Here is a 26,307-nt window from a genome sequence, read left to right on the forward strand (position 1 = left end):
TATCTGAGAAATCTTAAGGAATTTGCCTAAAAAACTGACTGCGCGTCTAAAATCTTCACCAAACATCTTATTGCTGATGGAGAAGCTTGCCTTTAATGCGGTCAGTATCATAGCGCAGGAACGGGCATTTGTCGGGAAAGGAACAGCTGTGGGCAGCGTAATTATCGGTTCGGGGAAGTCTTTGCCGGCGCGCATCGTCACCAACGACGAGCTCGGCCAGATCGTGGACACCACCGACGAGTGGATCGTGCCCCGCACGGGCATCCACACCCGCGCCATCGCCGTGCACGAGACCGGCACCGACCTGGGCGCCGAGGCGGCGCTGCGGGCTCTCGGCCAGGCCGAGGGCGGCTGGCAGCGCGAGGAGGGCGCCATCGACCCGGCCTCCCTCGACATGATCATCTGCCCCACCCTCACGCCCGACGCGGCCTTCCCCTCCCAGGCGGCCCTCATCCGCGAGCGCATCGGCGCGGTAAACGCCGTGTGCTACGACATGTCCTGCGCCTGCTCGGGCTGCGTCTACGGCACCTCCACTGCCGACATGCTGCTGGCAGCCTCGGCCGCCGACATCGCCGCCGCAAAGGCCGCGGGCCGGCCGCCGCGCCGCAACCCCTTGCGCCGCATCCTGGTAGTGGCCACCGAGCGCCTCAGTCGCCTGGTGGACTGGGACGATCGCGCCACCTGCATCCTGTTCGGCGACGGGGCTGGCGCCGTGGTGATGGAATGGCGCGAGGACGCGGACGGGATGCTGTCCAGCTACATGGAGAACACCGACGACACCGATCACGTGCTGTGGTGCGACAGCGCCTTCTGCGACCGGCCGCTGCCCTTCGACGCCGTCAGTGACGAGGCCGCCCGCGCGGCCGCTGAGGCGCCCTGCGATCCCTACATGCGCATGGCCGGCCAGGCGGTGTTCAAGTTCGCCACCTCGGCCATGGTGCGCTGCATCGAGGAGGCGCTCTCCCGGGCCCAACTTTCCCCCGAGGACGTGACGCTCTACGTGCCGCACCAGGCCAACGAGCGCATCATCCGCTATGCCGCGAAGAAGATGGGCATGCCCTCGGAACGCTTCCAGGTGACTATCGACCACACGGGCAACGTGTCGGGAGCAAGCGCCCTTATCGCCCTGAACGAGGCGCTCGTGGAAGGAAAGCTCGCCGTCGGCGACATCGCGCTCATGGCCGGCTTCGGCGGAGGGCTCACCGCCGGCGCCTGCGCCTTCCGCATCTAGCATCCAAGCCGAAAGCCCCCGAACGCACAGAGGCCCGCTCGACGAGCGGGCCTCTTCCATAGTCCCATTGCAGGCAAAGCCTAAGCGGCGCTCTCGTCCTGCGCACCGTCGCCCTCGGCGGCGTCCGAGGCGCCTTCGCCCTCGCCGGCAGCATCTCCGTCAGCCGTATCGCCGGCGCCGTCCAGTTCGGCGGCAGCCGCGGCTATCTTGTCGGTGGACTCCTGGATCTTCGCATCGATGCGGGCCTTCTCGTCGCCCTCGGCGATGGTGGGCTGGTAGGTGTTGCGGTCGGACTCCGACGACACCGAGCAGGCAATGAAGTCCACGTCGTTGTTCTTCGCCACCTCGTTGCCGGTCACGGTGAAGGTCTGCTGGAAGAGCATGCAGTCCTTGTCCTCGGGATTGCTGTTGCCGCCGAAGCAGAAGTTGCCGAGGCTATACACGATGTAGCGGCCCTGGTAGACCTCCCAGCCCTGAATGACATGGGGGTGCGACCCCACCACCAGATCGGCGCCGGCATCGATGGCCGCCCGGCCCATGTTCATCTGATCGGTAGAGGGATCGTAGTCGCGCTCGATGCCCCAATGCACGTACACCAGCACCAGCTGCGCGCCCTCGGCGCGGGCCGCGGCGATGTTGTCGGTCATCTGCTTCTCATTGTCGTCGCTGTCCTCGGGGAAGTAAGCGCCCACGAGCGCCACCTTCACGCCCTTCACGTCGAAGTACGCGATGCGGTCGTAGCCGAAGGTCTTCACGTTGTCGCCCTCGAGGGCCTCGATGGTGTCGTTGTAGCTGTCCTCGCCGTAGTCCTTGGAGTGGTTGTTGGCCACCGAGGCGCCCTCCACCGAAGCAGTGGAGAGGATCTTGCTGTACTCGGGCTTGCCGCGGAAGGCGAACTCCTTATCGGCACGCTCGCCCCCCTCGGTCAGCACGCCCTCCATATTCACCACGGTCAGGTCGTCGGCACCGAACAGCTCGGCCACATTCTGCAGGAAGTAGGCGGGATCCTGCACCTCGGCGTACTTGGAGTTGAAGCTACGGGAGCCGTCGAAGTTCACGTCGGAGCCCAGGGTGCAGTCGCCGGCGAAGGTGACGGTCAGCGTCACCGGCTCGGGAGCCGCGGCATCGGCGCCGGCCTCGGGAGCGGCCGCGTCGGGCGCATGGTTGTCGGCGGGGGCGGGGGCCGGCTGGGCGGTTTCCTCGGGAGCGGGGGCGCCCCCCTCGCCCGCACGGGCCTCGGTCACCAGGGTGAAGCCGATGAAGGCCAGCTCAATGGCGATAATGGCCAGGATGACGATCTTAAGCGGGGTCGGGCACGTGGGCTTCGCGTACATGGGCTGCCTTTTCTAAAACACCACCAGATAGATGATAACGGCCAGTAGTATAACAATGACGGGAATGGTCACTTTCAGGAAGGTGGGAAGGGCGGCCAACGGCCCCGAGGCGGGGGCGCTGTAGTTCGCCCGACCGCTCATGACCCCGGAAAATCCCACGTCGCTCGCCCGGGAGCCCCGGGGGCGCAGGGGCGCCGGCATGGCGTGGGCCCCCGCCGGATCCACGGCACCGTCGAAGCCCTGACCCGCCCGGCTGCGCCAGGTGGTGCGGGCCTCCACGGTGTCCACCATGGGATCGTGGCGGTCGCGCTCGTCGCGGGAGTAGGCGGAGATCTGGTGGCTCTCGTTGAAGGTGCGGGAATCGATGCTGCCGCGGCCGTCGATGACCTCGCGGTTGAGGGCGCGGCCCCGGCGCGTCTCGGACAGGGCGTCGCGAGAGGCGCGAGCCCGCTCGTAGCTCTCCATGGAGGAACGGGTCAAATCGTAGCTCTCCTGGGAGGACAGCGGGGGCACCACGCGGGTGCGGCGGGTCGCCGGGGCCGAGGCCGTCGGGGGCGTGCCGCCGCGCTGGGCCCGACGGGCGGCGCGATCGGCTTCGCGCTGGGCGCGATAGGCCTCCTGCTCGCGCTGCTGGGCCGCCAGAGCCTCCTGGCGCGCCAGGCGGTCGGCGTTGCGCTGGGCCGCGCTGGCCGCCGTGGACTGGGCCGCTTGCTGGGAGCGCAGCCGCGCGTTGCGTGCGCGCATCTCGTCTTGGGAGGCGTAGGATTGCAGAATGCTCTCGCGGGAGGGGCGGGTGGTTATCTTGCCGCGCGACCCTTGCGCGGCGCAGGGGGCACCGGCAGCCGCCTGCGGATGCTCGGTCGCGCCCTCAGAAGCGCCGTAATCGTCTTCGTAGGTTCCCATGGAGATCAACCTCTGTTCGTCTGTCGTGCGTTTCGAGCTCGTTCGTCGGTGCGCTTGCGGCCTGCCGGCACGGTCGCGCGGTTGCTTCCGTTGGAATTCTCAGCCGATATATTATAGGGGAAGCCGCCGGCGATCTGCGAGAAAACGCCCGCTCTTCGCTAATTTTCTACGGCCGGATGGCCCGCTCGGTCACCCGCGACCGCCTCGGGCCCCCTCCTTCATTCCTCCTCAATCGGGGCCGCTTCTGTTTGCGCAGCGTCAACAACGGCAACGGCGGCCCAACGGCACTGCCACGGAACGATGGCAATGTGCCACGAATATGAACCGGGCCGAACAGGCTTCAAACAAATACCCGATCAGAGCCTATTTCTTACCTTTTCACCCTATGATAATCCTCGACGGACGGCCCCCGGCGCTCCCCTCGCCGCGACGCCACCACACTCCCGCCCGACCGACCCCGCAAAGCCCTTGCCCAGTCGGGGCCCCTCGTGAAAGGAAGCAGGTTATGAAGGCACCGAAGGTTCTGGCGGCATCGCTCACATCGGTGGCGGCTCTGTGCCTGGCCGGCGGCCTCGCCTTCGCCCTGGAGCCCGCCGATCCCGCGACGCGCCCCATGCCCGAGAAGGCCCAGGACACCTCCATCACCAAGCAGGTGGCCTCCATCATCATATACGAAGACCAGGAAGAGGCCGTGGCCATGGCTACGGAATTCGATGCCGTCCACGACCAGCTGGCCCTCCAGGCCGTTGCCGAACGGGCTCAACTGGCCCGCGACCACAACCGCGACGACGGGGCGGCCGCCGAGGATTCCCCCGCCGAGAACGCCGCGGCGGCCGAGACGGCTCCGGAAGTGGCCGAGGAGGAGGCCGTCGATGTGGAGCCCGTGGACGTCGAGCATCCCCTCGAGACCATCTCGCCGGAGGAAGTGACCGAGCCCGACGCCATGGCGGCGGCCACCATCAACGTGAACGGCGACGTCATGGGCTACGTTCCCTCCTACGAGACCGCCTCGGCCCCCTCCTCGGGCGCCGGGCTGTGGATGGGCTCCGACAGCACCACCGACGGCAGCTGGGGCTACTTCATCGGTCATAACCCCGGCTCCTTCACCTGCGTCATGACCCTGAAGAACGGCGACCCCGTGACCGTCTGCGACAGCGACGGCAACGCGCGCACCTACTACGTGGTGGACGAGTTCATCGTGCCCGACGACACCTACTGGGAGGATATCCAATCCCACGTGACCGACTACGGGGAGTCCATCATTCTGCAAACCTGCTGCGGCGACAACGCGCACTACCGGGTGGTCATCGCCAACTGACGCAACCTCCCCCTCCTTCCAAGGGCCGTCCGACTCTCCTCCACAGCGCGGACGGCCCTTGTTTGCGCCCTCCCGCGGTACAATGGGAGCGAGCACCCCTCCCCGCGAAAGGAGCCCCATGGCCCGACTTGGCGTCATCGACCTCGGATCGAATTCCGTGCGACTGGTCATCTACGAGGCCCGCAAGGACGCAGCCGCCCCCAAGCCCTTCCGCATCCTCGCAGACGAGAAGAAGATGGCGGGGTTGTCGGCCTACGTCGTCGACGGGCAGTTCAGCACTGCCGGCATCGAGCGGGCCGCCGCCATTCTCGGCGACCACCTGAAGATCGCCCGCAACCTCTCCTGCGACCGGGTGGACATCTTCGCCACCGCCGTGTTGCGCAACTGCGCGAACTCCGCCTTCGCCGTGGCCGCCATCGAGGAGGCCATCGAGCACCCCATCTTCCTTCTGTCGGGGGAAGAGGAGGCCGATCTCGGCCTGGCCGGGGCCCGCATCGGCCAAGAGCTGGGACGGGGAACCCTCGTGGACATCGGTGGCGGCTCCACCGAGCTCACAGCCTTGAACGAGCACGGGCAGCGCCCCCGCCACGGGGCCAGCACGAGCCTGCCCCAGGGCAGCGTGTCCTCCTATGCGCAGTTCGTGGCCGTTATCTTGCCCGAGACCGCGGAGTGCCGGGCCATCGCCGAAGGGCTGCTCTCCCATCTGGAGCACCTCAGCGAGCAGAGCCGCGAGCAGCTGCGTGGCGAGCGCCTCTACGGCATCGGCGGCTCGGTGCGGGCCGTCGTGAAGATGCAGGCCCAGGCCTTGGGCCTGCCCGCGAAGCCGCCGCTCATCGAGCGGGCCTCCCTGGACGCCCTGTTCGATCTGCTGGAAAGCGACCGCGGCGCCTTCGCCCACGGAGCCGCGAAGGCCTGCCCCGACCGCGTGCACACCCTCGTGCCCGGCATGGTCATCCTGCGCACCCTCATGGAGGCCCTCGGGGCCGGCGAGATGGTCGTGTGCAAGTACGGCATCCGCGAGGGCTACCTCGTAAAGCGCATGCTGAAGGACTAGGAGGCGCCCTGCTCGGCCGCGAGGCGGCGCGCCTTCTCCATGACGGCCCGCTCCAGCTCGCGGATATCCGGCGGGGTCCAGCTGATGGCGTCGGCACCGGCGGCGATGGTGGCCGCCACCGAGGCCTCGGTGGGGCCGCCCGTGGCAATGATGGGAAGCTCGGGATAGCGAGCGCGCAGGGCCTCCACCACGGCGGCCGTGGCGGCACCGGCGGCCACGTTCACCATGTCCGCCCCCGCCGCGATCTGGCGGGCGGCCTGGGCGTCGTCGGCGCAGATGGTCACCACCACCGGCACGTTCAGCCGCTCGGTGAGAGCGCTCACGGTCTCCACGGGAATGGAGGTGTTCACCACCACGGCGGCCACCCCCTGCATCTCGGAGTGCAGGGCCACCTCCACGCAGCGCTCTCCGTGGGTGATGGAGCCGCCCACGCCGTTGAGCACCGGGCGCTGGGAGGCGGCCACGAGGGCCTGGGTGATGGCCGGCTGGCAGGTGAAGGGGTACACGGCCAGCACCGCGTCGGCGTTGCAATGGCAGATGACGGCCAGGTCGGTGGAGAAGACGAGCGAGCGGATGCGACGGCCCTGCAGGAAGACGCCCGGCGCTTCGCGGATGACCGCGGGCACCGCCAAGTCGGCGGCGAATATGGGGTTCGGCTCGTACATGGTCTCTCCCGTCGCGTCCTCAGGCTCGTCAAGCAAACTTGTCCAGTATAGCAGGGGAGGCCGGGTTGGCGGTCCGCGGCTCGGCCAGATGCCCCCTTCCGTTTCCGAGCCATCGCAACCGCAACCTTCTGCGGAGAATTCCCCGCTCCCGATAGTGACCGGGGCGCTTATCGGATACCCTTCCCCTAGAGTTCGTTCCCCAACCGTTAGGAGTTGCGCCATGAACGTTGTATGCCTCGACCTAGAAGGCGTGCTGGTACCGGAGATCTGGATCGCCTTCGCCGAGGAAGCGGGCATTCCCGAGCTTGCCCGCACCACCCGCGACGAGCCGGACTACGACAAGCTCATGGCCTTCCGCCTCGGCATCCTGGCCGAGCACGGCCTGGGCCTGGCCGACGTGCAGGCCACCATCGCGAAGATCGAGCCCATGGAAGGCGCCCGGGCCTTCCTCGATGAGCTGCGCTCCCTCACCCAGGTCATCATCATCTCCGACACCTTCGAGCAGTTCGCCCGGCCCCTCATGGAGAAACTGGGGTGGCCCACCCTGTTCTGCAACGAACTCGTGGTGGACGAGGGCGGCGCCATCACCGACTTCCGCATGCGCTGCCCCGAGAGCAAGCTCACCACCGTGCGGGCGCTGCACTCCTGCGGCATTCAGACCATCGCAGCCGGCGACTCCCACAACGATTTGGGCATGATCTTGAACTCGAAGGCCGGTTTCCTGTTCCGCTCCACCGACGCCATCAAGGCCGAGCACCCCGAGCTGCCGGCCCTGGAAACCTACGACGAGCTGCTGTCCGCCATCAAAGCCGCCCTGTAGTTGGAAGAGGCCCTGCTCGAAATAATCGCCGCCCTGGATGCGGGCCAGGACGTTGACGCCGCCTGGCTCGACAAATTGGTGCGCCGCCACAACCGAGCCGCCCACGATGGGACGCGCCGGGTGGCGAAGCGGCGGCTTCTGCCCTTCTACCTGAAGGTGAAGGCCGACGACCCCGAACGTTGGCGGTCGTGGAACGTAGGCGAGGCGACCGATGCGGCCCTTATGCGCCTTTTGCAGGCCAAGCCGCGGCGCACCGCCTCGGGCGTGGCCACCATTACCGTGCTCACGAAGCCCTGGCCCTGTTCGGGGGCGTGCGTCTTCTGCCCCAGCGACATCCGCATGCCCAAGAGCTACCTGGCCGACGAGCCCGCCTGCCAGCGGGCCGAGCGCTGCTGGTTCGACCCCTTCCTCCAGGTGGAGGCGCGGCTGCGGGCGCTCACGGCCATGGGGCATGTCACCGACAAGGTGGAACTCATCGTACTCGGGGGCACCTGGAGCGACTACCCCGAGGCCTACCAGCGCTGGTTTGTTGGCGAGCTGTTCCGCGCCCTGAACCTGCCCGACGATGAGCGGGCGGCCGGGGCCGCGGTGCGCCGGGCCCACTACGAGAGCCAGGGCCGCCCCCGCGACCGCGACGAGCTGGCGGCCCTGACCGCACCGCTTCAGGCGCGCATCGATAGCGGCGAGCTCACGTACAACGAGGCCTGGGGGCCGCTGTGGGGAAACGAGGAGAAAGCCCCCGCGCCTGAGCAGCAGGACCTCTCCTGGGAGGACCTCGCGGCCCTGCACCGCGCCAACGAGGAGGCGGCCAAGCGCGTCGTGGGACTCGTGGTGGAGACGCGGCCCGACCTGGTCACGGCTGCCAGCTGCCGCACCCTGCGGGCCCTGGGCTGCACCAAGGTGCAGATCGGTATCCAGAGCCTGAGCGACGAGGTGCTCGCAGTCAACGGCCGTGCCCTCACTGTCGAGTCCATCGCCCGCGCCATGGCCCTGCTGTGCCTGTTCGGCTTCAAGAGCCACGTGCACTTCATGGTGAACCTGCTCGGCGCCACGCCCGAGGCCGACGTTGCCGACTACCGGCGCCTTGTCACCGAGGCGGCCTTCCTCCCCGACGAAGTGAAGCTCTACCCCTGCTGCCTCGTGGCCAGCGCCGCACTCACCGACCGCTTCCGCGACGGCGCTTGGCGCCCCTACACGGAGGAGGAGCTCGTGGGGGTGCTCGCGGCCGATGTGCTGGCCACGCCCCCCTTCACGCGCATCTCCCGCATGATCCGCGACATATCGGCCACCGACATTCTCGTGGGCAACAAGAAGACGAACCTGCGCCAGGTGGTGGAGGCGGCCGTAGCGGCCGCGGGCGAGCCGGTGCGGGAGATTCGCAGCCGGGAGATCTCCGTGGAGGGAGCCGACACCGATGCGCTTTCCCTGGAGACCGTTCCCTACATCACCACCGTGAGCGAGGAGCGCTTCCTCCAGTGGGTCACCCCCGCGGGCAAGATCGCCGGCTTCTGCCGCCTGTCGCTGCCGCGGGAGGAGGCCCTGGAGCTCGCCGTCGCGGATGACCCCGGGCAACCGGACGGCTCCCCCGCCCCGGGCAAGCCCGCAGGTGAGATGGGCGCGAAGGACCGCGAGGGCCCAGACGGCTTCCCCGTTCCGGGCGAGGCCATGATCCGGGAGGTGCATGTGTACGGGAAGGTGGCCGCCCTGCACCGAACCGGCGAGGGAACCCAGCATCTGGGGCTCGGAAGGGCCCTTGTGGAAGAGGCCTGCCGCCAGGCCGCCGAGGCGGGCTTTGCCGCCGTGAACGTCATCAGCGCCGTGGGCACCCGCGCCTACTACCGGCGCCTCGGCTTCAAGGACGCCGGCCTCTACCAAAGGCGACCCCTATGAGTTACGACAGCGATACCCTGCGGCGCCTGAACGCCCTCACGACCGACTTCTACGCCCAGAAGGCCGCCTCCTTCTCAGCTACGCGCCAAGCCCCCTGGGACGGGTGGGATCGGGCGCTCGCCGCCGTGGCCGCGGCCGACCCCGACCTTCTTGGCAGGCCCCTGCGCCTGCTCGATCTGGGGTGCGGCAACCTGCGCTTCGAGCGATTCCTCGCCGAACGCTCAGCAGGCCCGCTATCTGTCATCGCCCTGGACAACTGCGGCCCCCTCGTCGAAGCGGGAGCGCCGCATGCGGACGGAGCGCCCCGCACAGGCGCGGAGGCGGAGGGAGGAAGAGGCGCCGCGAGCCGTGGGGCCCAGACCGCCAGACCCGCCGAGACCGCACAGCACGTGCCGGCTCCGGCCCCCGTGACGCTCGAGTTCCGCCCCCTTGACATCGCCGACGCCCTCATCGACGACGACCTGGAGCGCCACCTTCCCCTCGGCACGTGCGACATGGCCGCAGCCTTCGGGTTCATGCACCACCTGGCCTCGCCGGCCCAACGCCGCGCCCTGCTGGACGGCCTTGCGAAAGCCGTGCGTCCCGGCGGCTTTCTCCTGGTGTCGTTCTGGCAGTTCCTGCGCGACGGGCGCATCGCCGCCAAGGCCGCGGCCGTTACCGACCGGGGAAGGGAGACCCACGGCCTGCCCGCCTTCGCCCCGGGCGACTACCTGCTCGGCTGGCAGCACGCCGAGGACGTCTACCGCTTCTGCCATCACGCGACCGACGGGGAAATCGACGGCCTGATCGCCGGGTTCTCGCTGCCCTGCCGCGAGATCATCCGCTTCTCGGCCGACGGCAGGCACGGCGACCTCAACCGTTACGTCGTGCTGCAGCGCCTCCTGTGAACTTTCCGCAAACGGCGCTCCCCCGCCGCCGCGGCCCGCGCCATCTGCTAAGGTAGCGCCCATGGCACGCACTCCCGACACCCCCGCCGTCGCCCGCCGCCGCGAGCGCGAGCAGCGCACCATCTCCCAGATGGTGGCGCTCTACTGCGCCGGGAACCACGGTCGCGCGAACCGCACCGAGATAAGCTTCAGCGGCGAGCGCATCTGCCCCGATTGCAAGGCCATCGACGAGTACTGCGTGCGCCGCACCGAGCGCTGCCGCTCCATGGCTCACAAGACCAGCTGCGAGGCGTGCGGCAACCACTGCTATGCCCCCGCCGAGCGCGAGCGCATCCGCGCCATCATGCGCTATGCCGGCCCCCGGATGATGCTCCACCACCCCGTGGCCGCCGTCCGCCACCTCCTGGGGAAATAGCCGCTCCGCCATCCGAGCCGCAGGCCATGCGGCCAGGCCGCCTAGCGTCCCAGATGCGCCAGCAGCCCCTTACAGCCAGCGAGCACGTCGTCGTAAGTGGTCTCGAAATCACCGGTGTACCAGGGGTCGGCCACATCGCGCACAGAGCCGGCGAATTCCAGCAGCTTGTGGATCTTACCGTCGGGATCGCCACCGAGCATGCGGTTCATGTTGCGAATGTTCGCCGCATCCATGCCGATGATCAGATCGAAGTCGTTATAGTCAACCGGCGTGAGCTGCCGGGCCCGCTTGGCCTGGAAGCCGCCGATACCGTGCCCCCTCAGCATCCGCTGGGTGCCGGGGTGCACGGGGTTCCCAATCTCTTCGGTGCTCGTTGCGGCCGAGGCAATACAGAACTCATCGGCCGCACCGCGGGCGGCCACCATATCCTTCAGCACGAACTCCGCCATGGTGGATCGGCAGATATTGCCGTGGCACACGAACAGGATACGGTGCATCTCAACCTCCCTCGTCACGCAGATTTACCACAGTATGACACAACGCCGTGGCACGGGCGACCGTCATCTGCGACAATACCCCCTACGCAATGGAAATCCGCTGGCTCGGCCCGTGCCAGCCACCGATGGAACAGGAGCACTATGGCAGAGTTCATCTACCAAATGTATCAGGCGCGCAAGGCCGTGGGCGACAAGGTCATCCTCGATGACGTCACCCTGTCGTTCTACCCCGGCGCGAAGATCGGCGTCGTGGGCCCCAACGGCATGGGCAAGTCTACCCTGCTGAAGGTGATGGCGGGGCTGGAAGAGGTGTCCAACGGCGACGCACGGCTCACGCCCGGCTACACCGTGGGCATCCTGCAGCAGGAGCCGCCGCTGGATGAAAACAAGACCGTCCTGGAGAACATCCAGATGGCCTTTGCCGACGTGCTGGCCAAGGTGGCCCGCTTCAACGAGATCGGCGAGGAGATGGCCGCGCCGGACGCCGACTTCGACGCGCTCATGGACGAGATGGGCAAGCTCCAGGACGAGATCGATGCCGCCAACGGGTGGGATCTGGATTCCCAGCTCTCCCAGGCCATGGACGCGCTGCAGTGCCCCGACCCCGACGCGCCCGTGACTATCCTCTCGGGCGGCGAGCGCCGTCGCGTGGCCCTGTGCCGCCTGCTGCTGGAGGCCCCCGACCTGCTGCTTTTGGACGAGCCCACCAACCACCTGGATGCCGAAAGCGTGCTGTGGCTCGAGCAGTTCCTCAAGAACTATCCGGGCGCGGTGCTGGCCGTCACCCACGACCGCTACTTCCTCGACCACGTGGCCGAGTGGATCTGCGAGGTGGACCGCGGGCAGCTGTTCCCCTACAAGGGCAACTACTCCACCTACCTGGAAACCAAGGCCGCCCGCATCGCCGCCCAGGGCCAGGCCCAGGCGAAGCTGGCCCGTCGCATGGAGAAGGAGCTGGAATGGGTGCGCTCCTCCCCCAAGGCGCGTCAGGCCAAGTCCAAGGCCCGCCTGGCGAACTACGAGGCCATGGTGGCCGAGGCGGCCCGCGCCAAAAAGCTCGACTTCGCCGAGATCCAGATCCCCGTGGGTCCGCGCCTGGGTTCCAAGGTGCTCGTGGCGAAGAACCTGCACAAGGAGTTCGACGGCCGCGTGCTCATCGACGACTTGTCTTTCGAGCTGCCCCGCAACGGCATCGTGGGTGTGATCGGCCCCAACGGCGTGGGCAAGACCACCCTGTTCAAGACCATCGTGGGCCTGGAGCCCCTCACCAGCGGCGAGTTGGAGCTCGGCGAGACCGTGAAGATCTCCTACGTGGATCAGAACCGCGAGGGCATTGACCCGAACACGAAGCTGTGGGAAGTGGTGTCGGGGGGCACCGACTACATGATGGTCGGCGAGACCGAGATTCCCTCCCGTGCCTATGTGGCGGCCTTCGGCTTCAAAGGCGCCGACCAGCAGAAGCCCGCGGGCGTGCTGTCGGGCGGCGAGCGCAACCGCCTGAATCTGGCCCTCACCCTGAAGGAGGGCGGAAACCTCCTGCTTCTGGACGAGCCCACCAACGACCTGGACGTGGAGACGCTGTCCAGCCTGGAGGCGGCCCTGCTCGACTTCCCCGGCTGCTCGGTGGTCGTCAGCCACGACCGCATGTTCCTCGACCGCATCGCCACCCACATCCTGGCCTGGGAGGGCGATGACGAGAACCCCGGCCGCTGGCACTTCTTCGAGGGTAACTTCGAGAGCTACCAGGAAGATCGCGAGGCGCGCCTCGGTAAGGAGGCCGCCAAGCCCCACCGCCTGCACCGCAAGCTCACCCGCGACTAAGCGGCACGCGGCCGGCGACGAGGCCCAGCCAGCCGCCGGCGCGCCACGGCAAGCGACAAGCGTCACTCTCTTCGGAAGCGGTCCCCACGGGGGCCGCTTTTCCGTTGCGGAGGACCTTTCGGAGGTGCTTTTTTGGGGCCCCAGCGAGTTTTTCCCGAACGCCGTGACATTTTCCCCTCCCCGTTCGTATTGAAGGCAAGGAGGTAAGCATGCGAACACCCTTACATGGAAAGCAGGAGGCGAGCGTGGCGGAGCGGGCGCTGGCGCGGTGGGGAGACACGGTGTGGCGGGTGGCCCTCGGCCAAACGGGCTCCCGCGCCGATGCCGAGGATGTCTACCAGGACGTGTTCCTGAAGCTTCTCGACAAGCCGCGCGCCTTCGAGAGCGACGAACACCTGAAGGCATGGCTCATCCGGGTAACGGTGAACCAATCCCGCGACCGTCTCCGCGCCCGCACTCGGCACGCCACCGATTCGCTCGACGATCACCGCGAAGAGGCGGAGCGCAAACTGGCGCAAGCGGCGCCCCGAGGAGCAGGCGCGCCCAACGACCCGGAAGACCGCTTCTCGGATCTGTGGGATACCGTGGGCCTTCTCCCCGAGGACCAGCGCACCGTCGTCAACCTCTTCTACGTCGAAGAGCTCAGCACGGCGGAAATCGCCCGCGCCCTGGCATGCACGCCCGGCGCGGTGCGCATGCGCCTGCACCGTGCCCGGGAGGCCCTGCGCGACCTGCTCGACGGCTCGAACGGCCGCGATCCGGCGCACAGCGGACTCCCGCACCGCACGTCGACCCCGCCGCGCGACGCCAACCTGCTCCGCCCCGACAGAGAAAAGGAGGCTCAGCTATGAGCAATGACCAACCGGCCAATCCCCGCCGCGACGATCTCGGAAACCGCCGGGAGCCCTCGGCGAAAGTGGACGACTTCCTCAAGCAGTACGCCTCGGCCGTCCGCGCCGAGCGGGTTCCGGCCACGGCCCAGGCGCGGCTGCAAGAGACCCTCGAAGCCCGCAGGGCAGTAAACGTGGAGCAAGCCCGGCGCGCGGAAGGCCCAGGCGCGAACGCCGAGGGACCGAGGGCGTTCAGCCCGCTGCGACGTCCCCGCCGCGCTGCCCGCTACGCCGTCGCCGCGGCGAGCGCCGCTGTTCTCATTTTGGCGGGCGCCGGGACCATCGCCCTGGGAGCCGGCGGCCCGCAAGGCGCCGACCCCGCCGCATCCCCAATCCAGCAGCAGGCAGACGGTGGCGCCGGCAAAGCGGCAGGCTCGCCGACGAGGAACTTCTTCGTGCTGAAGGCGTGGGCCGACGAGGCGGAGGAGGCGAACGTCCCCATCGCCTCAGGCGATCCCCTCGGCATCAACTGGCTCCACCCCGCCTTCGTGACCAGCTGGGAGAGCTGGCAGGGCGATCCCGTGTTCGGAGAGCTGCTGGCGCCCGGAGAGGCCCTGACCTACTTCAACTTCGATGCCCGGTGCGAGGGGTCGAACCTCGCCTCGGTCTCATACTGCATCGACAACGAGAACGCCTTCTTCGAGTACTTCGACTGGCAAGAAGTCGATCAGCTGACAGCGGCCGGAGAGGATCCGCAGCAGGTCGTCGAGCACGGCCCCTCGTTCACCCTCACCTACGGGGACGGCGGAACCGCCGCGACGGCCTTCACGCGCCTCTACGTCATCGCGCCCTATCCCGCCGAGTGCGACGCCGACCCCTATGCGGTCGAGGGCTACGCGGAGGCCGCACGGGTTCTCGACGGCTCGATCATCACGCTCACGGCCACCTTCGACGACGGTAGCACGCAGGAGCAGGCCTACCGCATCGCCATGGCTGCTGACTTCGAGGAAAAGTGCCCGGAGTTTCTGTCCGAGTACCTCGCGGCCTGGGACGTCGCGGGCCCGCAGGGAAAGGAAGCGGTTCTGGACGAGACGTCGGATGCCCCCAAACTGTTCACCTTGGAGCCCATCGGCGAATAGGCTCGTCGGTCTCCGATAGCCCCCGGCGGCCCGCGCGCATTCGTGCGGGCCGCCGGCTTTTTGAGGAGGGTGCCGGCTTCGGGGAGCCTTGCTCTCTTCGGGCTATCGCGTATGATATACTATCTTTTGATTGGAAATTGAGGGCAATTTTACCCCAAAATTATTATTTTTCTCGATCTTTTTTCTTAAATTGATGATACAATCGGCTCAGATAAGCAATCGATAGATTGGAATATCATGAGCGAGCTTAACATGTCCCGGCAAATCAAGGAGATCCGCAAGCGCTACGGCCTCTCACAGCAGGCTTTCGCGCGCCTGCTCGGCATCGGCGAGGCCAGCATCACGCGCTACGAGAGCGGGATCGCCCCCACCAAGGCCAATGCCAACCTCATTCGCGCCGCCATGATCCCCGAGTTCATGGCCGGCTGCCTCGAACGCGACGGCGATGCACTCACACCCAAACAGCGCGCATCGGTCGAGAAGATCGTGTACGCGGAAATAACGTTCGACGAGGAGGGAGAGATCATGGACATGACCGACATCTACGAGCTTACCCTGCAGCAGGAGGTGCTCAACGAAACCGCATGGGACGTTATGGCGCAGATATCCCGTGCCCGGGCCGCAGCACGGGCCAACGGAGACAGCGCTCTCGCCATGGTCTACGACGACATCGAGCAACAGGTGGCCCGACTCGTTCCCGCTATTCTCTCCGAGGAGAGCGGGAACCGAGACTCCTTAGGCGAGATTCGCGGGCAGCTCATAGGCTTCCAGAAGCTGCTCGAAACCCAACTTGCAAAGGCGGCCTAATATGGATGACACCCTCGCCCATTTCAGCAAAGGGGAGTTCCTCGCAACTCTTGAAGAGCTGCGATGGAATCTCCTCAACGCCTACCGCCCCCATCTTGAATCACCGCCACAGGCTTATCTGCTCGGAGGGCAAAGCGGAGCTGGGAAGACAACGCTCCACAAGATCATTCGCGCCAACCACGACGGCAATATCATCAGCATAAACGGTGACGACTACCGTAAATTCCACCCACGCTTCCCCGAACTCCAAGCGACCTACGGGGACGAGGCGGTCGGCTACACCGCGCCGTGGGCAGGTCGCATGACGGAAGCCCTCGTCGACACCCTTTCCGCCGTGGGCTACAACCTCATCATCGAGGGCACGCTGCGCACGGCCGAGGTGCCCATGGAGACGGCGACGCTGCTACGCGGGCGCGGCTACGGGGTATCCTTGGCACTTATGGCGGTAAAGCCCGAGATCTCGCTGGTAAGCTGCCAGATACGCTATGAGGTGATGCGCATTCTGGGCACCACGCCCCGCGCCACCGATCCTGCGCACCACAACAAGATCATCGACCAGATCGTCGACAACCTCGCCGTGTTGGAGGAAAGCGAGCTGTTCGACGGCGTCTTTCTGTACAACCGAGCCCAAGAGCTCCTCTTCCCGCGCGAGGGAGCGGGACAAAGCGCGAGCGACGCCCTGCGGGACACCCTCTTCGGCCCCTGGACCGCCGAAGAGGAGCGCCATTACCGCAAGCTGCAGGCCAAGCTGGGCCGCCTCAAAGAGAAGGGGGCCTCGTTCTAGAGAACCGGGGCCCCTATCCTAAGAAGTCGGAAGCTCCCCGTCGGGGTTGGCTCCCCCACCTGGGCCCTCCCCGTCGGGATCGGCCTCCCCGACCGCGCCCTCACCGTCGAGACCGGCCTCCTCGACCGCGTCCTCGCCGGCATCTCCCTCTTCGACACCGGCGGCCTTCTTCGCGAGATGGTGGGCAACGAGGTCGGCAGCGAGCAGGCGGCGGAAGTCGTCGACGTTGTAGAGCTCGCCGGTGGCGCTCTTGCCGTCCACTACGGGAATCTCTCCTGTAGCACTCCCGTCGCCGACCCCGCCTTCGACCGTCAACGACCCGGCAGGAATGGCCGCCCCGTCATCGGTAAGGGCGATAACGGGAATCTCCCCCGTGTCCCCCAACTCGTCAACCACAGGGATCTCGCTGGTGGCGCCGCGCTCGTCAACCAGAGATAGCCCGCCGGCGGCGTCCGCGTCAGCGACCGGGCTCTCGCCCGCACCGTCGGATGCACCGGCGCCTCCGGCAAGACCATCGTCTTCCATCGGCGCGCTCCAGGCGGCATCGCCCTCGGTGCCAGCCGGACGACCCTCGAAGGCAACGGGGATAAGATGCGGCTCCTCTCCCGCTGCGGCTGCCGCAGCGGCGGCCGCAGCTGCCGGCGAGGCAGCCGTGGCCCGGGCCCGCAGAGCCTCGCGCTTGCGCAGGGCGGCATCCAGGGCGCTCCCCGCCGAGGGGCCATCCGTCCCATCGGCGGCAGTGCCCTCGGCCGTGGGCGCCGGGGAAATGCCGGCCCCCTCCTCGGCCACCGGCCACCAGGAGGCCCCCTCGGCAGCCATGGCCAACGGCGTGCGCACGGCCTCGGAGCGCTCGCGGCGCAGGCGGTTCGCCTCGCGAGCCAGGGCCACCGTGGCGCCGGCGGCCCCCGCCGCCAACACTGCCAGGGACACAGGCCCCGCCATACGGGCCGCGGCGATCCAGGGAATTTCCCCTGCGGTAGCGAAGGCCTCGTTCAGATGACCCTCTGCCCCGTACTTGAGCACCTGCACGATCCCATGGCCGCCCTGCTCGGAGGCACCTAGCACGCTGGCCCGGTCCCAACCGCGCTCCCGCAGCACGGCGGCGCGCTCCTGGGCCCGCTCGAGCACCTCCTCGCGCGGACCGAAAGTCAGGGCATCCACGGGACACGCGGCCACACAGGCCGGCATCTCCCCGTTGGCCACCAGGTTGGCACACCCGTCGCACAGGCGCACCGGGCCGTGCTCTCCCGAACCATGAGGCGCGCCCACGGGGCATACCATGGCGCACAGGCCGCAACTCACGCAACGGTCCGCTGCCGGGCCCAGCAGCCCGGCGCCTTCCACGATCTCAAGGGCGCCGGTAGGACACACCTGGCCGCAGGGGGGCTCGGCGCAGCGAACACAGCCACGGCGGGCCGCCTCCCACACCAGGCCGCGCCCCGACACCTCGCGCTCGGTCAGCGCGATGGCCAGCGGCGTGAATCCGTCCAGGTCGGCCGGGCGCTCGTAGGCGTCGGCCACAGGCTCGTTGCCGGGCTCGGCGGCCAGGGGCAGCCAGCGCCGTTCCTTGCAGGCGATGGCGCAGGCCTGGCAGGCCACACAGCGGCTTCCGTCAAACAGAATGGCGTTCTCTCCCATGGACCCTCCCTTAGGCCTTCTCGATGTTCACGAGGAACCCCTTGCCGTCGCGCCCCGCGGCCGCTCCGGCGGCTGCGGGGGCGAGCCGGTTCCAATAGCAGGCGGAAACCTCCGGGGGTGCCGAGGCCACCGTGCGCGGGGCCATGCCGTTCAGGCAAATGACGTGGGCCTCGCTATCCTCGCAGGGGAAGGGGGCCACGCGTCCCGTCACGAGCACCGGCACCTCGAGGGAGCCGCGCTCGTTGAACACCCGCACAGTATCCCCCGTGGCCAGGTTGCGAATGCGGGCCAGGGCCGGTGACACCTCAACGAAGCAACCGGGCTCGAAGGCTCGGGCCGCCGCAGAAAGACCGCGCAGGGCCGCCGTCTCGCCCCGGCCGTTGTTCACCACCGCCACGATGGGATAGGCCGTCCGGTCTACCTCGATGGCACGGTAATCCGGCGCGAGGGCGTCTTGCACCGCGGTATCCACCGCTCCGGCGCCAGCGGCGCCATCGGCAGTCCCCTCAGCCGCGTCCGCCTCCGCTCCCCCCTTGTCCTCGGCAGAAGCCGTCGCCGATGCCGCCCGAGAGGCGGCCGCCATCAGAACCGGCGAGGCATAGGAACCGTTCAGGCGGTTGTTCAACGACGATTCCAGCGGCTCGTAATGCTCGGGCAGGGGCCCGTCGCCCAGGCGGTCGGACGCGAGCAGCCCCGTCTCTTCCCACAGGCCCGGAAAGGCGCGGTTGTCCGGCGCGAGCCAACGCCCGTCGCGCAGGGCGGCGAAGTCGGGCTGGTCGATGAAGACCCAGCTCTGGCCATCCCAATGGAGCAGATCGGCCGCCGCCCAGGGCTGGCCGGCCAGATTGGCGCTTGCCCGATTGCCGCGCACGCGCACGTTGCCGGGCCACGTGAAGCCCCACTGGGGAAAGAGCCCCAGCCCGCTCTCGTCGGCAGCGTCCCGCCGGCCCACGGGCTGCTCGGCAGCCCTCTCGAGGGAGGCGACGCTGTTCCAGCACCCGGCCAGAGCGGGCACGGCGCAGGCCACCGTCCCGTCGGCCCGCAGGCCGTCGGGGCCCTCCAAGAGGCGCACGGCGGTGCTGTCGAAGTCGCTGTCCTCCACGACATAGCCGTTGAGGGCCCAGGCCACCCGGGCCGGGTCAACCTTCTCGTCTGCCAGATAGTTCCACTGGGCATTCAGCAGAGGCGCGGCCCCCGTGCCCCCCTTCGTGTCGTAGAGGTTGCGCACGCGGCGCCACAGATCGCCAATGACGGCGAGTTCAGGGAGGCTCTCCCCAAAGGGCTCGAGGGCCGCGTCGGCATGCTGCACCATGCGGCCGCTCGCCCGCAGACCGCCCTTCTCGGGACCTGCGGCCGCGGGCAGCACGTACACCGTCGTGCCCACCGTCGCGGCGTCCACGCCCGGGGCGTTCCAGAACGAAGCCGTATCGTCCAGGGCGCTCTCCACGGCCACGAGCCATTCCAGCGAGCCCAGGGTGCTCTCATTGAAGCCGCCGGGGGCCGCGGCCAGCAGGTCGGCCGACCAGGTGAAGCAGCCGCGCACCGTTCCCGCCGCCAAGGCGGCGAACAGATCGGCTTGTGCGCCGGCCGCCCGCTTGGGCAGCCAGTCGTAGCCGTAATCGTTCTCGGGGGTGGCCGCCGCGCCCCACCATTCCCGCAAGACGGACACGAGGCGCTTCGGATCTTGGGCGTGGGAGCCAGCCGGGGCCACCCGCGCCTCCAGCCACGCCTGGAGCGTACCGTCATCGGTCGTGGGCCACGCCATGCCCCCCGGTAACCAGTCGGGGCGCAGGCCCACCACATCGGCCGTGGCCTCTCCCGCCGAGCCGCCGGCATAGGCGATGCCGCCCCCGGGCAGGCCCACGTTGCCAAGCAGCAGCTGGGCCACGCAGGCAGCCCGTGCGGCCTGGGCCCCCGTGCCGTGCTGCACGAGCCCGGCCCCGGCGATGATCTTGGCCGCCCGATCGGGCGCCCCCGTGGCGGCGACGATCTCGTACACCCCTTCCAGCACGGCCCGATCCACGCCGCACACGGCGCTCACCGCGTCCAGATCGTAGCGCCCGTAGAACTCCTGAAGCCGCATCCAGGTGCTGGAAGGATGCTGGAGCGTGATGTCGCGCACCGGCTTCGGCGTCGAGGGGATGGCCCACACGGGCACGCCCTCGCCGCGCACCCAGGCGAACTCGCCCTCGTAGCGCATGTTCCACGTCTCCTCGCCGTCGATCTGCCAGCCCCAGTGCGCCTTGTCGTAGGTGCCCGAGAACGGATCCCACCCGGGGAACAGGCCGCTGCCGCTGTCGAAGGCGAAGCCGTCATCCAGTAGGAAGGAGGCGCTCGTGTAGTTCAGCACGTACTCGGGCTGCCAGAGGCTGTGATCCAGAATGTACTTCACGAGGCCGCCGAAGAAGGCGATATCGGTGCCGGGCCGCAGAGCCACATGGGTATCGGCCATCTCGGCCGTGCGGCTGCGCACCGGATCTACCACAATCCAGCGGGCGCCCCGATCGCGCGCCTGCTCGATCCAGCGGGCCGTAAGGGGCTGGGAAGCAGCGTGATCGGCGCCTACCGTGAGAATTACCTGGGAGTTCACCATGTCGTTCAAAGCCGAAGAAGGCTCGGCGATGCCGAAGGTGGCCTCGGCGCCGGCCCCGAAGACGCGCCGGCCGCCGGCCGCCTCGCTGTCCAGATGCACGACGCCCCAGCTGCGCAGGGCCTTCACGAGCAGGTACTGCTCCTCCACGAGCAGTTTGGCGCCGCCGAAGCTGGCCAGGCCCTCGGTGCGCATGACGGGCAGCTCGCCCTCGTATTCCACAAAACTCTCGTCACGGGTTTTCTTCACCAGGGCCGCGATCTCGTCCAGGGCCATATCCCACGAGATGTCCTCCCACTCCGCAGCGCCGGGGCGGCGCACCCGCGGCGTGGCCAGGCGGCGCGGATTGGCCGCCTTCTCGCCTGTGGCCGGGTCGCGCTCTTCCCGCGCGTCCAAGAGCCGCTGGCCTCGGGCGCACAGCTTTCCGCCCGTGAAGGGATTGGCCTCGTCGCCGACAACGGCAAGGGCCGCACCATCCTCGCAGACGATGACCCCGGTGCACCCCAGCGGGCATCCCTCGCAGACGATGGGGCGCCGCTCCTGCTCGCCCCCGGCGGGGGCCTCGGCGCCGGTCTCGTCATCGGCCCAGGCACCCGTTGGCGCAAACGTCGCCGCGGCCGCGGCGGCCAGCCCGGCTCCGGCAAGGAAACTTCTCCGCGTTAGTTCCATAGGTGACGATCTCCTCAGATGAGCTTGTTAACACCTTGTCTCTCGCCCTGCATTTTCCCACAGCGAACGCGAAAACGGCCCCCGGAAACGCGCTCTCCGGGGGCCGCCGGGGCCCATTCCCATAAATTGTCCACGTTCGCCATCGCCTCACCCCCATTGATGAGGCGATTCATCGGCTTTGCGAGCCGCTATGCCCATGAGCCGGCGGGGCGTCGCCCTCCGGGTGCCTTAGGCCTCGGCCCGTCTGACGGCCACGGCGCACACCTTGTACTCGGGCACCTTGCACACGTCGTCCAGGGCCGCATTGGTGAGCCAGTTGGCGTTGCCGTCCTGGAAGTGGAAGGGCATCCACGTCTCGCCCGGCGAGGTCTTCGGCGACACGCGGGCCGTGGTGACCACCGATCCGCGGCGGCTTTCCACCCGAACCCGGTCGCCGTCGGCCACGCCCAGGGCCGCCGCATCGGCGTCGTTCAGCTCGATGAACGACGTATCGCCGATGGCGTTGAGCCCCTCGGTGCGGGCCGTCATGGCGCAGGCGTTGTAGTGGTGCAGCACGCGCCCGGTCATGAGCACGAGGGGAAACTCGTCGCAGGGCAGCTCGTCGGAGGCGCGGTACTCCGCATCGGAGAACTTCGCCTTCCCGCGGCTGAAGGTGCCCACGTGCATGATGGGCGTACCCGGAGAATCCGCCGCGGGGCAGGGCCATTGCAGCCCGCGCCCGGCCACTTCAGCGCTATCGAGGCGCTCGTGGCTGATGCCGCCGTAGCTGGGGGTGAGGCGCGCCACCTCGTCCATGATGGCCGCCGGGCTCAAATGCGGCTGCGGGTAGCCCATGCGGTTCATGATCTCGGTGAATATCCAGGTATCGGGGCGCGTTCCCTCGATTTCCACGGCCGGGCGGATGCGCTGCACGCGGCGCTCGGTGTTGGTGAAGGTGCCCTCCTTCTCGGCGTAGCTGCGCCCGGGCAGCACCACGTCGGCCAGCGCGGCCGTCTCGGTGAGGAACAAGTCGTCCACCACGAGGAAGTCCAGGGCCCTCAAGGCGCCCATCACGTGGTTCGTGTCGGCGTCGGTGCGCACCGGGTCCTCGCCGAAGATGAACAGGCCCCGGATGCGGCCGTCCTTCATGGCGCCGAAGCACTCGGTGGCCATGAGCCCCGGCTTCTCCGGTAGCGCCACGCCCCAGGCTTCCTCGAACTTGGCCCGCACCTCGGGGTTGGCCACCTTCTGGTAGCCCGGGAAGTCGGCCGGGGTGGCCCCCATGTCGCAGGCGCCCTGCACGTTGTTCTGGCCGCGGATGGGATTCACGCCGCAGCCGGGGCGACCCAGCTTGCCGGCCACCAGGGCGATGTTGGAAAGCGACATGACGCCCTCGGTGCCCGTGGAGTGCTCGGTCACGCCGAGGCAGTATATGATGGGGGCGGTATCGGCCCGGCCGTACAGCTCGGCGGCCGCCACCAGGTCGTCCGGATCGATGTGGCAGATCTCGGCCACGCGCTCGGGCGTGTAGCTCTCCACCATGGCGGCGAAGGCGGCGAAGCCCTCGGTGCGCTCCTCGATGAAGGCGTCATCGGCCAGGCCGGCGTGGATGAGCGCCCGGGCGAAGCCGTTGGCGAAGGCCACGTTGGTGCCGGGGCGCAGCTTCAGGTGGATGTCGGCTTTCTCGGCAATGCGGATGTCGCGCGGATCCACCACGATGAGCTTGCTGCCGTGCTCCACGGCGGCGCGCACCTGCATGCCGATGACCGGGTGGGCCTCCTCGATGTTGGAGCCCACCATCATGATGACGTCGGGCGTGTCGGTGATATCGGCGATGGTGTTGGTCATGGCGCCCGAGCCGAGCGTGATGGCCAAGCCCGCCACAGTGGGGGCATGGCACACGCGGGCGCAGTTGTCCACGTTGTTGGTGCCGAAAGCGGCCCGCGCCATCTTCTGCAGCAGGTAGATGTCCTCGTTGGCCGAGCGCGAGCAGGCGAAGGCGGCCACGGAATCGGGGCCGGTCTCGCCGATGATGCGCTTGAAGTTCTCGGCCACGTAGTCGAGTGCCTCGTCCCAGCCGGCCGGCTCTAGCGCCCCAGTGGCGCGGTTGCGGATGAGGGGCGTGGTGAGGCGGTCGGGCGCCTGGACGAAGTCGAAGCTGCCCGAGCGGCCCTTCACGCAGAGGCGGCCGTGATTGGAGGGCCCGTCGGCCGGGCGCGTGTCCACGATGCGGCCGTCTTTCACGAGCAGGTCGTACTGGCAACCCGTGGCGCAGTGGGGGCAGGTGGTGCGCACGGCGCTCACTTCCCAGGAACGATAGTCGGCGCGGCGCTTCTCCACGATGGCGCCGGTGGGGCAGGCCGCCGCGCAGCAGCCGCAGCTCTCGCAGCCTGTGGCGCGCCAGTCGGGCGCGAAGGGGGCCTCGATGGCCGCGCGCAGGCCCCGCTGGACCGTTTGCAGCGTGTGGTTGCGGGCCTGGTTGTTGCAGGCGCCCACGCAGCGCTGACAGCCGATGCACAGCCGCGGGTCGAAGCGCAGAAACGGGTTCGCGTCCCGCACCGGGGCGTTCTTCTCGGGGGCGGGAAAGCTCGGCGCCTCCACCCCCAGATCGCGGCAGAGGTCCTGCAGCTCGCAGTCGCCGTTCTTCAGGCAACTGAAGCAGAAGTTGGTGGAGTTCAGGCCGTGGTTGGAAATGACCAGGTCCAAAGCGAGGCGCCGGGCCTCGATAACCCGCGGGGTGTCGGTGCGCACGCGCATGGCCTCGGCCACGGGGGTCTTGCAGGCGGCCACCAGCTCCGGTGTGCCCTCCACCTCCACCACGCACACACGGCACGAGCCCACGTTGCTCACGTCTTTCAGGTAGCACAGGGTGGGAATGGCGACACCGGCCTCCCGGGCCGCCTCCACGATGGTGGTGCCCGCGGGCACGCTCATGGCGCGGCCGTCGATGATCAGGTTAGGCATACTGGATGCGACCCCCTTCCGCACTGCCGCAGCCGAACACGTCGCAGCGCAGACAGCGACCGCACTCCTGGGCGGCCTCTTCGTCGGACATGGCAACTTCTGTGGCTGCGAAATCGCGGGCGCGTTCGCGGGCCGGACGCTCGGCCACCGCTACGCGTCCCGTGGGCACGCGGCGGTTCGGCACCGCACCGGGCGCCTCCACCCCGCAATCCAGAGTGTGGTTGTAGCCCAGGTAGGCATCGATATTGCGGGCCGCCACCTTGCCCGCGGCAATGGCGCGAATCACCGTGGCGGGACCGGTCTGGCAATCGCCGCCGGCGAACACGTTGGAAAAGCCCTCGGCCACAAGGAAGTTGTCGGCCGTGAAGCGGCCGCGGTCGGCGGCCATGCCGAAGGCCTCGAAGGGATCGGAAACGATGTCCTGGCCGATGGCCACGAGCACCACGTCGGCGGCAATGACCGTCTCGGGCTTGTCGGCGGGAACGGGAGCGGGACGGCCGCCCTTTACCGGGCCTACCATCTGGGGCTGGGTGATGAGCGCCCGCACGGCGCCCTCCTCGTTCACGGCCAGGCCCACCGGCGCCTGCAGGGGACGCATCTCCACACCCTCGGCGATGGCAGCCTCCACCTCGGCGGCCAGGGCCGTCATGTCCTCCAGGCGGCGGCGGTACACCACCGTCACCTCGCCGCCGCAGCGCACGGCGGTGCGGGCGCAGTCCATGGCCACGTTGCCGCCGCCGACCACCACGACCGACTTGCCCGTGAAATCGGGAATCTCACCCTCGCCGATGGCGCCGAGCAGCTCCACGGCCGAGAACACGCCTGCGGCCCCCTCGTTCTCCAGCCGCAGGGCCTTGGCCCCGTGGGCGCCGATGGCCACGTACAGGGCGTCGAAGTCGGCGGCCAGGCGCTCCAGGATCGCGGCATCTATCGCCTCGCCGGCGTGCACGGTAATGTCGCCGGCCCGCAGGATGGCGGCGATGTCCTCATCCAAGCGCTCCCGCGGGAAGCGGTAGGAGGGAATGCCGAAGCGCATCATGCCGCCCAGCTGGGTGCGGCCCTCGTACACGTGCACCTCATGGCCCATAAGGGCGGCGAAGTAGGCGCAGGTGAGCCCCGAGGGGCCCGCGCCCACCACGGCGATGCGGCGTCCCGTGGGCGGCAGGGCCTCGGGTACGGCCACCGTATCGGCGGCGGCCCCATCCACGGCGTAACGCTTGATGCCGCGAATGTTCAGGGGCGCGTCCACGAGCATGCGCCGGCAGCGGGTCTCGCAGGGATGCTCGCACACGAAGGCGCAGGCCGTGGGAAACGGATTGTCCTTGCGAATCATGGCCACGGCACCGGCGCAATCCCCCGCCCCGGCCAGGGCGATGTAGCCGGGCACGTTCACATGGGCGGGGCAATCGGTCTCGCAGGGCACCGACTGGCCCACGCCGTCGGTGCAGCGGTGGCGCTGCACGTGGGAGGCGAACTCGTCGGCGAACTCGTCCAAGGCGGCAAGCACGGCCGCACCGGCCTCTGAACCGATGGCGCAATCGGAGCCGTCGCGGGCCAGCTCGGCCAGAGCGCGCAGGCGCTCCATATCCCCTTCCGTGGCACGGCACGCCAGCACCGAGCCCATAAGGGCCGCGGCCTCGCGCAACCCGTCGCGGCAGGGCACGCACTTGCCGCAGGTCTGGGCCGCGCTCGTCTCCAGCAGCGTGGCAGTCACCGCCACCGGGCACATCCCCGGGGGCGTGGCGGCCACCCGCCGCTCGAAACGATCGAGAAACGCCCGCAGCCGCCCGTCGTGGACGGCCCGCGCCTCGATAGAGAGTCGGTTCATAGGCTTCTCCCTCTTCTTGTTCAGGTTAGACATGCGCCAGTGTATCAGCCGGCGCACAGGCCCCGTGTTTCCGAATGGTTTCCCACCGACCAGCGGCGCAACCCGCAGGGCACGCCGAAAGACACGGAAGACACCAGGGCGATGTACCCTACGGGAACGCCCCCGCGCAGAGGCCGCCCCTGCTGAAATTGCGGAAAACCACCGCGCCATCCCCACAGCAAAACCCCCGGGAATCCACAACGCC

The 26,307-nt window shown here is 68.5% G+C and carries 20 protein-coding genes; 12 read left to right on the top strand and 8 right to left on the bottom strand.

The features are described from left to right. The first annotated feature begins 148 nt into the window (after window positions 1-148). Window positions 149-1,231 (top strand): beta-ketoacyl-ACP synthase 3, encoded by a 1,083-nt coding sequence (locus tag AAK988_RS01335; protein ID WP_289636181.1) that lies wholly within the window; start codon window positions 149-151, stop codon window positions 1,229-1,231. 80 nt (window positions 1,232-1,311) lie between these two features. Here the strand turns inward: AAK988_RS01335 and AAK988_RS01340 are convergent, their stop codons facing one another. Continuing rightward, window positions 1,312-2,565 (bottom strand): CapA family protein, encoded by a 1,254-nt coding sequence (locus tag AAK988_RS01340; RefSeq protein WP_289636180.1) that lies wholly within the window; start codon window positions 2,563-2,565, stop codon window positions 1,312-1,314. A 12-nt stretch (window positions 2,566-2,577) separates the two neighbouring features. Further along, complete coding sequence (locus AAK988_RS01345) at window positions 2,578-3,468, bottom strand: hypothetical protein (RefSeq protein ID WP_135970100.1); 891 nt, start codon at window positions 3,466-3,468, stop codon at window positions 2,578-2,580. Window positions 3,469-3,973: 505 nt separating this feature from the next. On the opposite strand from AAK988_RS01345, the gene AAK988_RS01350 reads away from it, so the two are divergent. Beyond that, window positions 3,974-4,786 carry a sortase domain-containing protein gene (locus AAK988_RS01350; protein WP_289636179.1) on the top strand — a complete coding sequence of 271 codons (813 nt, stop codon included), beginning with the start codon at window positions 3,974-3,976 and terminating at the stop codon, window positions 4,784-4,786. 118 nt (window positions 4,787-4,904) lie between these two features. Continuing rightward, window positions 4,905-5,840 carry a Ppx/GppA phosphatase family protein gene (locus AAK988_RS01355; protein ID WP_369873140.1) on the top strand — a complete coding sequence of 312 codons (936 nt, stop codon included), beginning with the start codon at window positions 4,905-4,907 and terminating at the stop codon, window positions 5,838-5,840. Here the strand turns inward: AAK988_RS01355 and AAK988_RS01360 are convergent. Next, window positions 5,837-6,505 (bottom strand): dioxygenase, encoded by a 669-nt coding sequence (locus tag AAK988_RS01360; protein WP_369873139.1) that lies wholly within the window; start codon window positions 6,503-6,505, stop codon window positions 5,837-5,839. The genes AAK988_RS01355 and AAK988_RS01360 overlap by 4 nt on opposite strands. Window positions 6,506-6,725: 220 nt before the next feature. Here AAK988_RS01360 and thrH point away from each other — a divergent pair, with 220 nt between their 5' ends. The 4 genes from thrH to AAK988_RS01380 all read left to right on the top strand — a co-directional run bounded on the left by thrH (window position 6,726) and on the right by AAK988_RS01380 (window position 10,517). Next, on the top strand, window positions 6,726-7,325 hold the full coding sequence (gene thrH, locus AAK988_RS01365; protein ID WP_369873138.1) for a bifunctional phosphoserine phosphatase/homoserine phosphotransferase ThrH: 600 nt from the start codon (window positions 6,726-6,728) through the stop codon (window positions 7,323-7,325). Further along, window positions 7,326-9,215 (top strand): elongator complex protein 3, encoded by a 1,890-nt coding sequence (locus tag AAK988_RS01370; protein WP_369873137.1) that lies wholly within the window; start codon window positions 7,326-7,328, stop codon window positions 9,213-9,215. Next, window positions 9,212-10,102 carry a methyltransferase domain-containing protein gene (locus tag AAK988_RS01375; protein ID WP_369873136.1) on the top strand — a complete coding sequence of 297 codons (891 nt, stop codon included), beginning with the start codon at window positions 9,212-9,214 and terminating at the stop codon, window positions 10,100-10,102. Before AAK988_RS01370 ends, AAK988_RS01375 begins: the two co-directional genes overlap by 4 nt. A 61-nt stretch (window positions 10,103-10,163) precedes the next feature. After that, entirely contained in the window at window positions 10,164-10,517 is a 354-nt protein-coding gene (locus AAK988_RS01380; protein WP_242370101.1) for a nitrous oxide-stimulated promoter family protein, read from the top strand. A gap of 41 nt (window positions 10,518-10,558) precedes the next feature. Here AAK988_RS01380 and AAK988_RS01385 read toward each other — a convergent pair whose 3' ends face one another. Further along, window positions 10,559-11,014: a low molecular weight protein-tyrosine-phosphatase gene (locus AAK988_RS01385; RefSeq protein WP_369873135.1), complete on the bottom strand. Its 456-nt coding sequence runs from the start codon at window positions 11,012-11,014 to the stop codon at window positions 10,559-10,561. A 141-nt stretch (window positions 11,015-11,155) separates the two neighbouring features. On the opposite strand from AAK988_RS01385, the gene ettA reads away from it, so the two are divergent. The 5 genes from ettA (at window position 11,156) to AAK988_RS01410 (ending at window position 16,395) form a co-directional block, all read left to right on the top strand. Beyond that, a complete protein-coding gene (gene ettA, locus AAK988_RS01390) occupies window positions 11,156-12,835 on the top strand; it encodes an energy-dependent translational throttle protein EttA (protein WP_369873134.1) in 1,680 nt (559 codons plus the stop codon). Window positions 12,836-13,080: 245 nt separating this feature from the next. Then, window positions 13,081-13,686: an RNA polymerase sigma factor gene (locus AAK988_RS01395; protein WP_369873133.1), complete on the top strand. Its 606-nt coding sequence runs from the start codon at window positions 13,081-13,083 to the stop codon at window positions 13,684-13,686. Beyond that, window positions 13,683-14,804 (top strand): hypothetical protein, encoded by a 1,122-nt coding sequence (locus AAK988_RS01400; protein ID WP_369873132.1) that lies wholly within the window; start codon window positions 13,683-13,685, stop codon window positions 14,802-14,804. The genes AAK988_RS01395 and AAK988_RS01400 overlap by 4 nt, the downstream gene beginning before the upstream one ends. A gap of 237 nt (window positions 14,805-15,041) precedes the next feature. Continuing rightward, window positions 15,042-15,611 carry a helix-turn-helix domain-containing protein gene (locus AAK988_RS01405; RefSeq protein ID WP_369873131.1) on the top strand — a complete coding sequence of 190 codons (570 nt, stop codon included), beginning with the start codon at window positions 15,042-15,044 and terminating at the stop codon, window positions 15,609-15,611. A gap of 1 nt (window position 15,612) precedes the next feature. After that, window positions 15,613-16,395, top strand: coding sequence for a zeta toxin family protein (locus AAK988_RS01410; protein ID WP_369873130.1), 783 nt, complete (start codon window positions 15,613-15,615; stop codon window positions 16,393-16,395). 18 nt (window positions 16,396-16,413) lie between these two features. On the opposite strand, the gene AAK988_RS01415 is transcribed toward AAK988_RS01410, so the two are convergent. From AAK988_RS01415 to AAK988_RS01430, 4 genes are all read right to left on the bottom strand, one after another. Then, a complete protein-coding gene (locus AAK988_RS01415; protein WP_369873129.1) occupies window positions 16,414-18,033 on the bottom strand; it encodes a 4Fe-4S dicluster domain-containing protein in 1,620 nt (539 codons plus the stop codon). Window positions 18,034-18,043: 10 nt separating this feature from the next. Then, window positions 18,044-21,292 carry a molybdopterin-dependent oxidoreductase gene (locus AAK988_RS01420; protein WP_369880284.1) on the bottom strand — a complete coding sequence of 1,083 codons (3,249 nt, stop codon included), beginning with the start codon at window positions 21,290-21,292 and terminating at the stop codon, window positions 18,044-18,046. A 228-nt stretch (window positions 21,293-21,520) separates the two neighbouring features. After that, a complete protein-coding gene (fdhF, locus tag AAK988_RS01425) occupies window positions 21,521-24,235 on the bottom strand; it encodes a formate dehydrogenase subunit alpha (RefSeq protein WP_369880285.1) in 2,715 nt (904 codons plus the stop codon). Next, window positions 24,228-26,063 (bottom strand): NAD(P)-binding protein, encoded by a 1,836-nt coding sequence (locus AAK988_RS01430; RefSeq protein WP_369873126.1) that lies wholly within the window; start codon window positions 26,061-26,063, stop codon window positions 24,228-24,230. Before AAK988_RS01430 ends, fdhF begins: the two co-directional genes overlap by 8 nt. Window positions 26,064-26,307 lie beyond the last annotated feature (244 nt).

The sequence above is a fragment of the Adlercreutzia muris genome (assembly GCF_041223505.1).
GTDB classification, from domain to species: domain Bacteria; phylum Actinomycetota; class Coriobacteriia; order Coriobacteriales; family Eggerthellaceae; genus Adlercreutzia; species Adlercreutzia muris.

Excerpts from the sequence above, each read along its gene's own strand:
- AAK988_RS01340 (WP_289636180.1), bottom strand. The coding sequence starts at position 2,565 with ATGTACGCGAAGCCCACGTGCCCGACCCCGCTTAAGATCGTCATCCTG.
- AAK988_RS01345 (WP_135970100.1), bottom strand. The coding sequence starts at position 3,468 with ATGGGAACCTACGAAGACGATTACGGCGCTTCTGAGGGCGCGACCGAG.
- AAK988_RS01350 (WP_289636179.1), top strand. The coding sequence starts at position 3,974 with ATGAAGGCACCGAAGGTTCTGGCGGCATCGCTCACATCGGTGGCGGCT.
- AAK988_RS01355 (WP_369873140.1), top strand. The coding sequence starts at position 4,905 with ATGGCCCGACTTGGCGTCATCGACCTCGGATCGAATTCCGTGCGACTG.
- AAK988_RS01360 (WP_369873139.1), bottom strand. The coding sequence starts at position 6,505 with ATGTACGAGCCGAACCCCATATTCGCCGCCGACTTGGCGGTGCCCGCG.
- thrH (WP_369873138.1), top strand. The coding sequence starts at position 6,726 with ATGAACGTTGTATGCCTCGACCTAGAAGGCGTGCTGGTACCGGAGATC.
- AAK988_RS01375 (WP_369873136.1), top strand. The coding sequence starts at position 9,212 with ATGAGTTACGACAGCGATACCCTGCGGCGCCTGAACGCCCTCACGACC.
- AAK988_RS01380 (WP_242370101.1), top strand. The coding sequence starts at position 10,164 with ATGGCACGCACTCCCGACACCCCCGCCGTCGCCCGCCGCCGCGAGCGC.
- AAK988_RS01385 (WP_369873135.1), bottom strand. The coding sequence starts at position 11,014 with ATGCACCGTATCCTGTTCGTGTGCCACGGCAATATCTGCCGATCCACC.
- ettA (WP_369873134.1), top strand. The coding sequence starts at position 11,156 with ATGGCAGAGTTCATCTACCAAATGTATCAGGCGCGCAAGGCCGTGGGC.
- AAK988_RS01400 (WP_369873132.1), top strand. The coding sequence starts at position 13,683 with ATGAGCAATGACCAACCGGCCAATCCCCGCCGCGACGATCTCGGAAAC.
- AAK988_RS01405 (WP_369873131.1), top strand. The coding sequence starts at position 15,042 with ATGAGCGAGCTTAACATGTCCCGGCAAATCAAGGAGATCCGCAAGCGC.
- AAK988_RS01410 (WP_369873130.1), top strand. The coding sequence starts at position 15,613 with ATGGATGACACCCTCGCCCATTTCAGCAAAGGGGAGTTCCTCGCAACT.
- AAK988_RS01415 (WP_369873129.1), bottom strand. The coding sequence starts at position 18,033 with ATGGGAGAGAACGCCATTCTGTTTGACGGAAGCCGCTGTGTGGCCTGC.
- AAK988_RS01420 (WP_369880284.1), bottom strand. The coding sequence starts at position 21,292 with ATGGAACTAACGCGGAGAAGTTTCCTTGCCGGAGCCGGGCTGGCCGCC.
- fdhF (WP_369880285.1), bottom strand. The coding sequence starts at position 24,235 with ATGCCTAACCTGATCATCGACGGCCGCGCCATGAGCGTGCCCGCGGGC.
- AAK988_RS01430 (WP_369873126.1), bottom strand. The coding sequence starts at position 26,063 with ATGAACCGACTCTCTATCGAGGCGCGGGCCGTCCACGACGGGCGGCTG.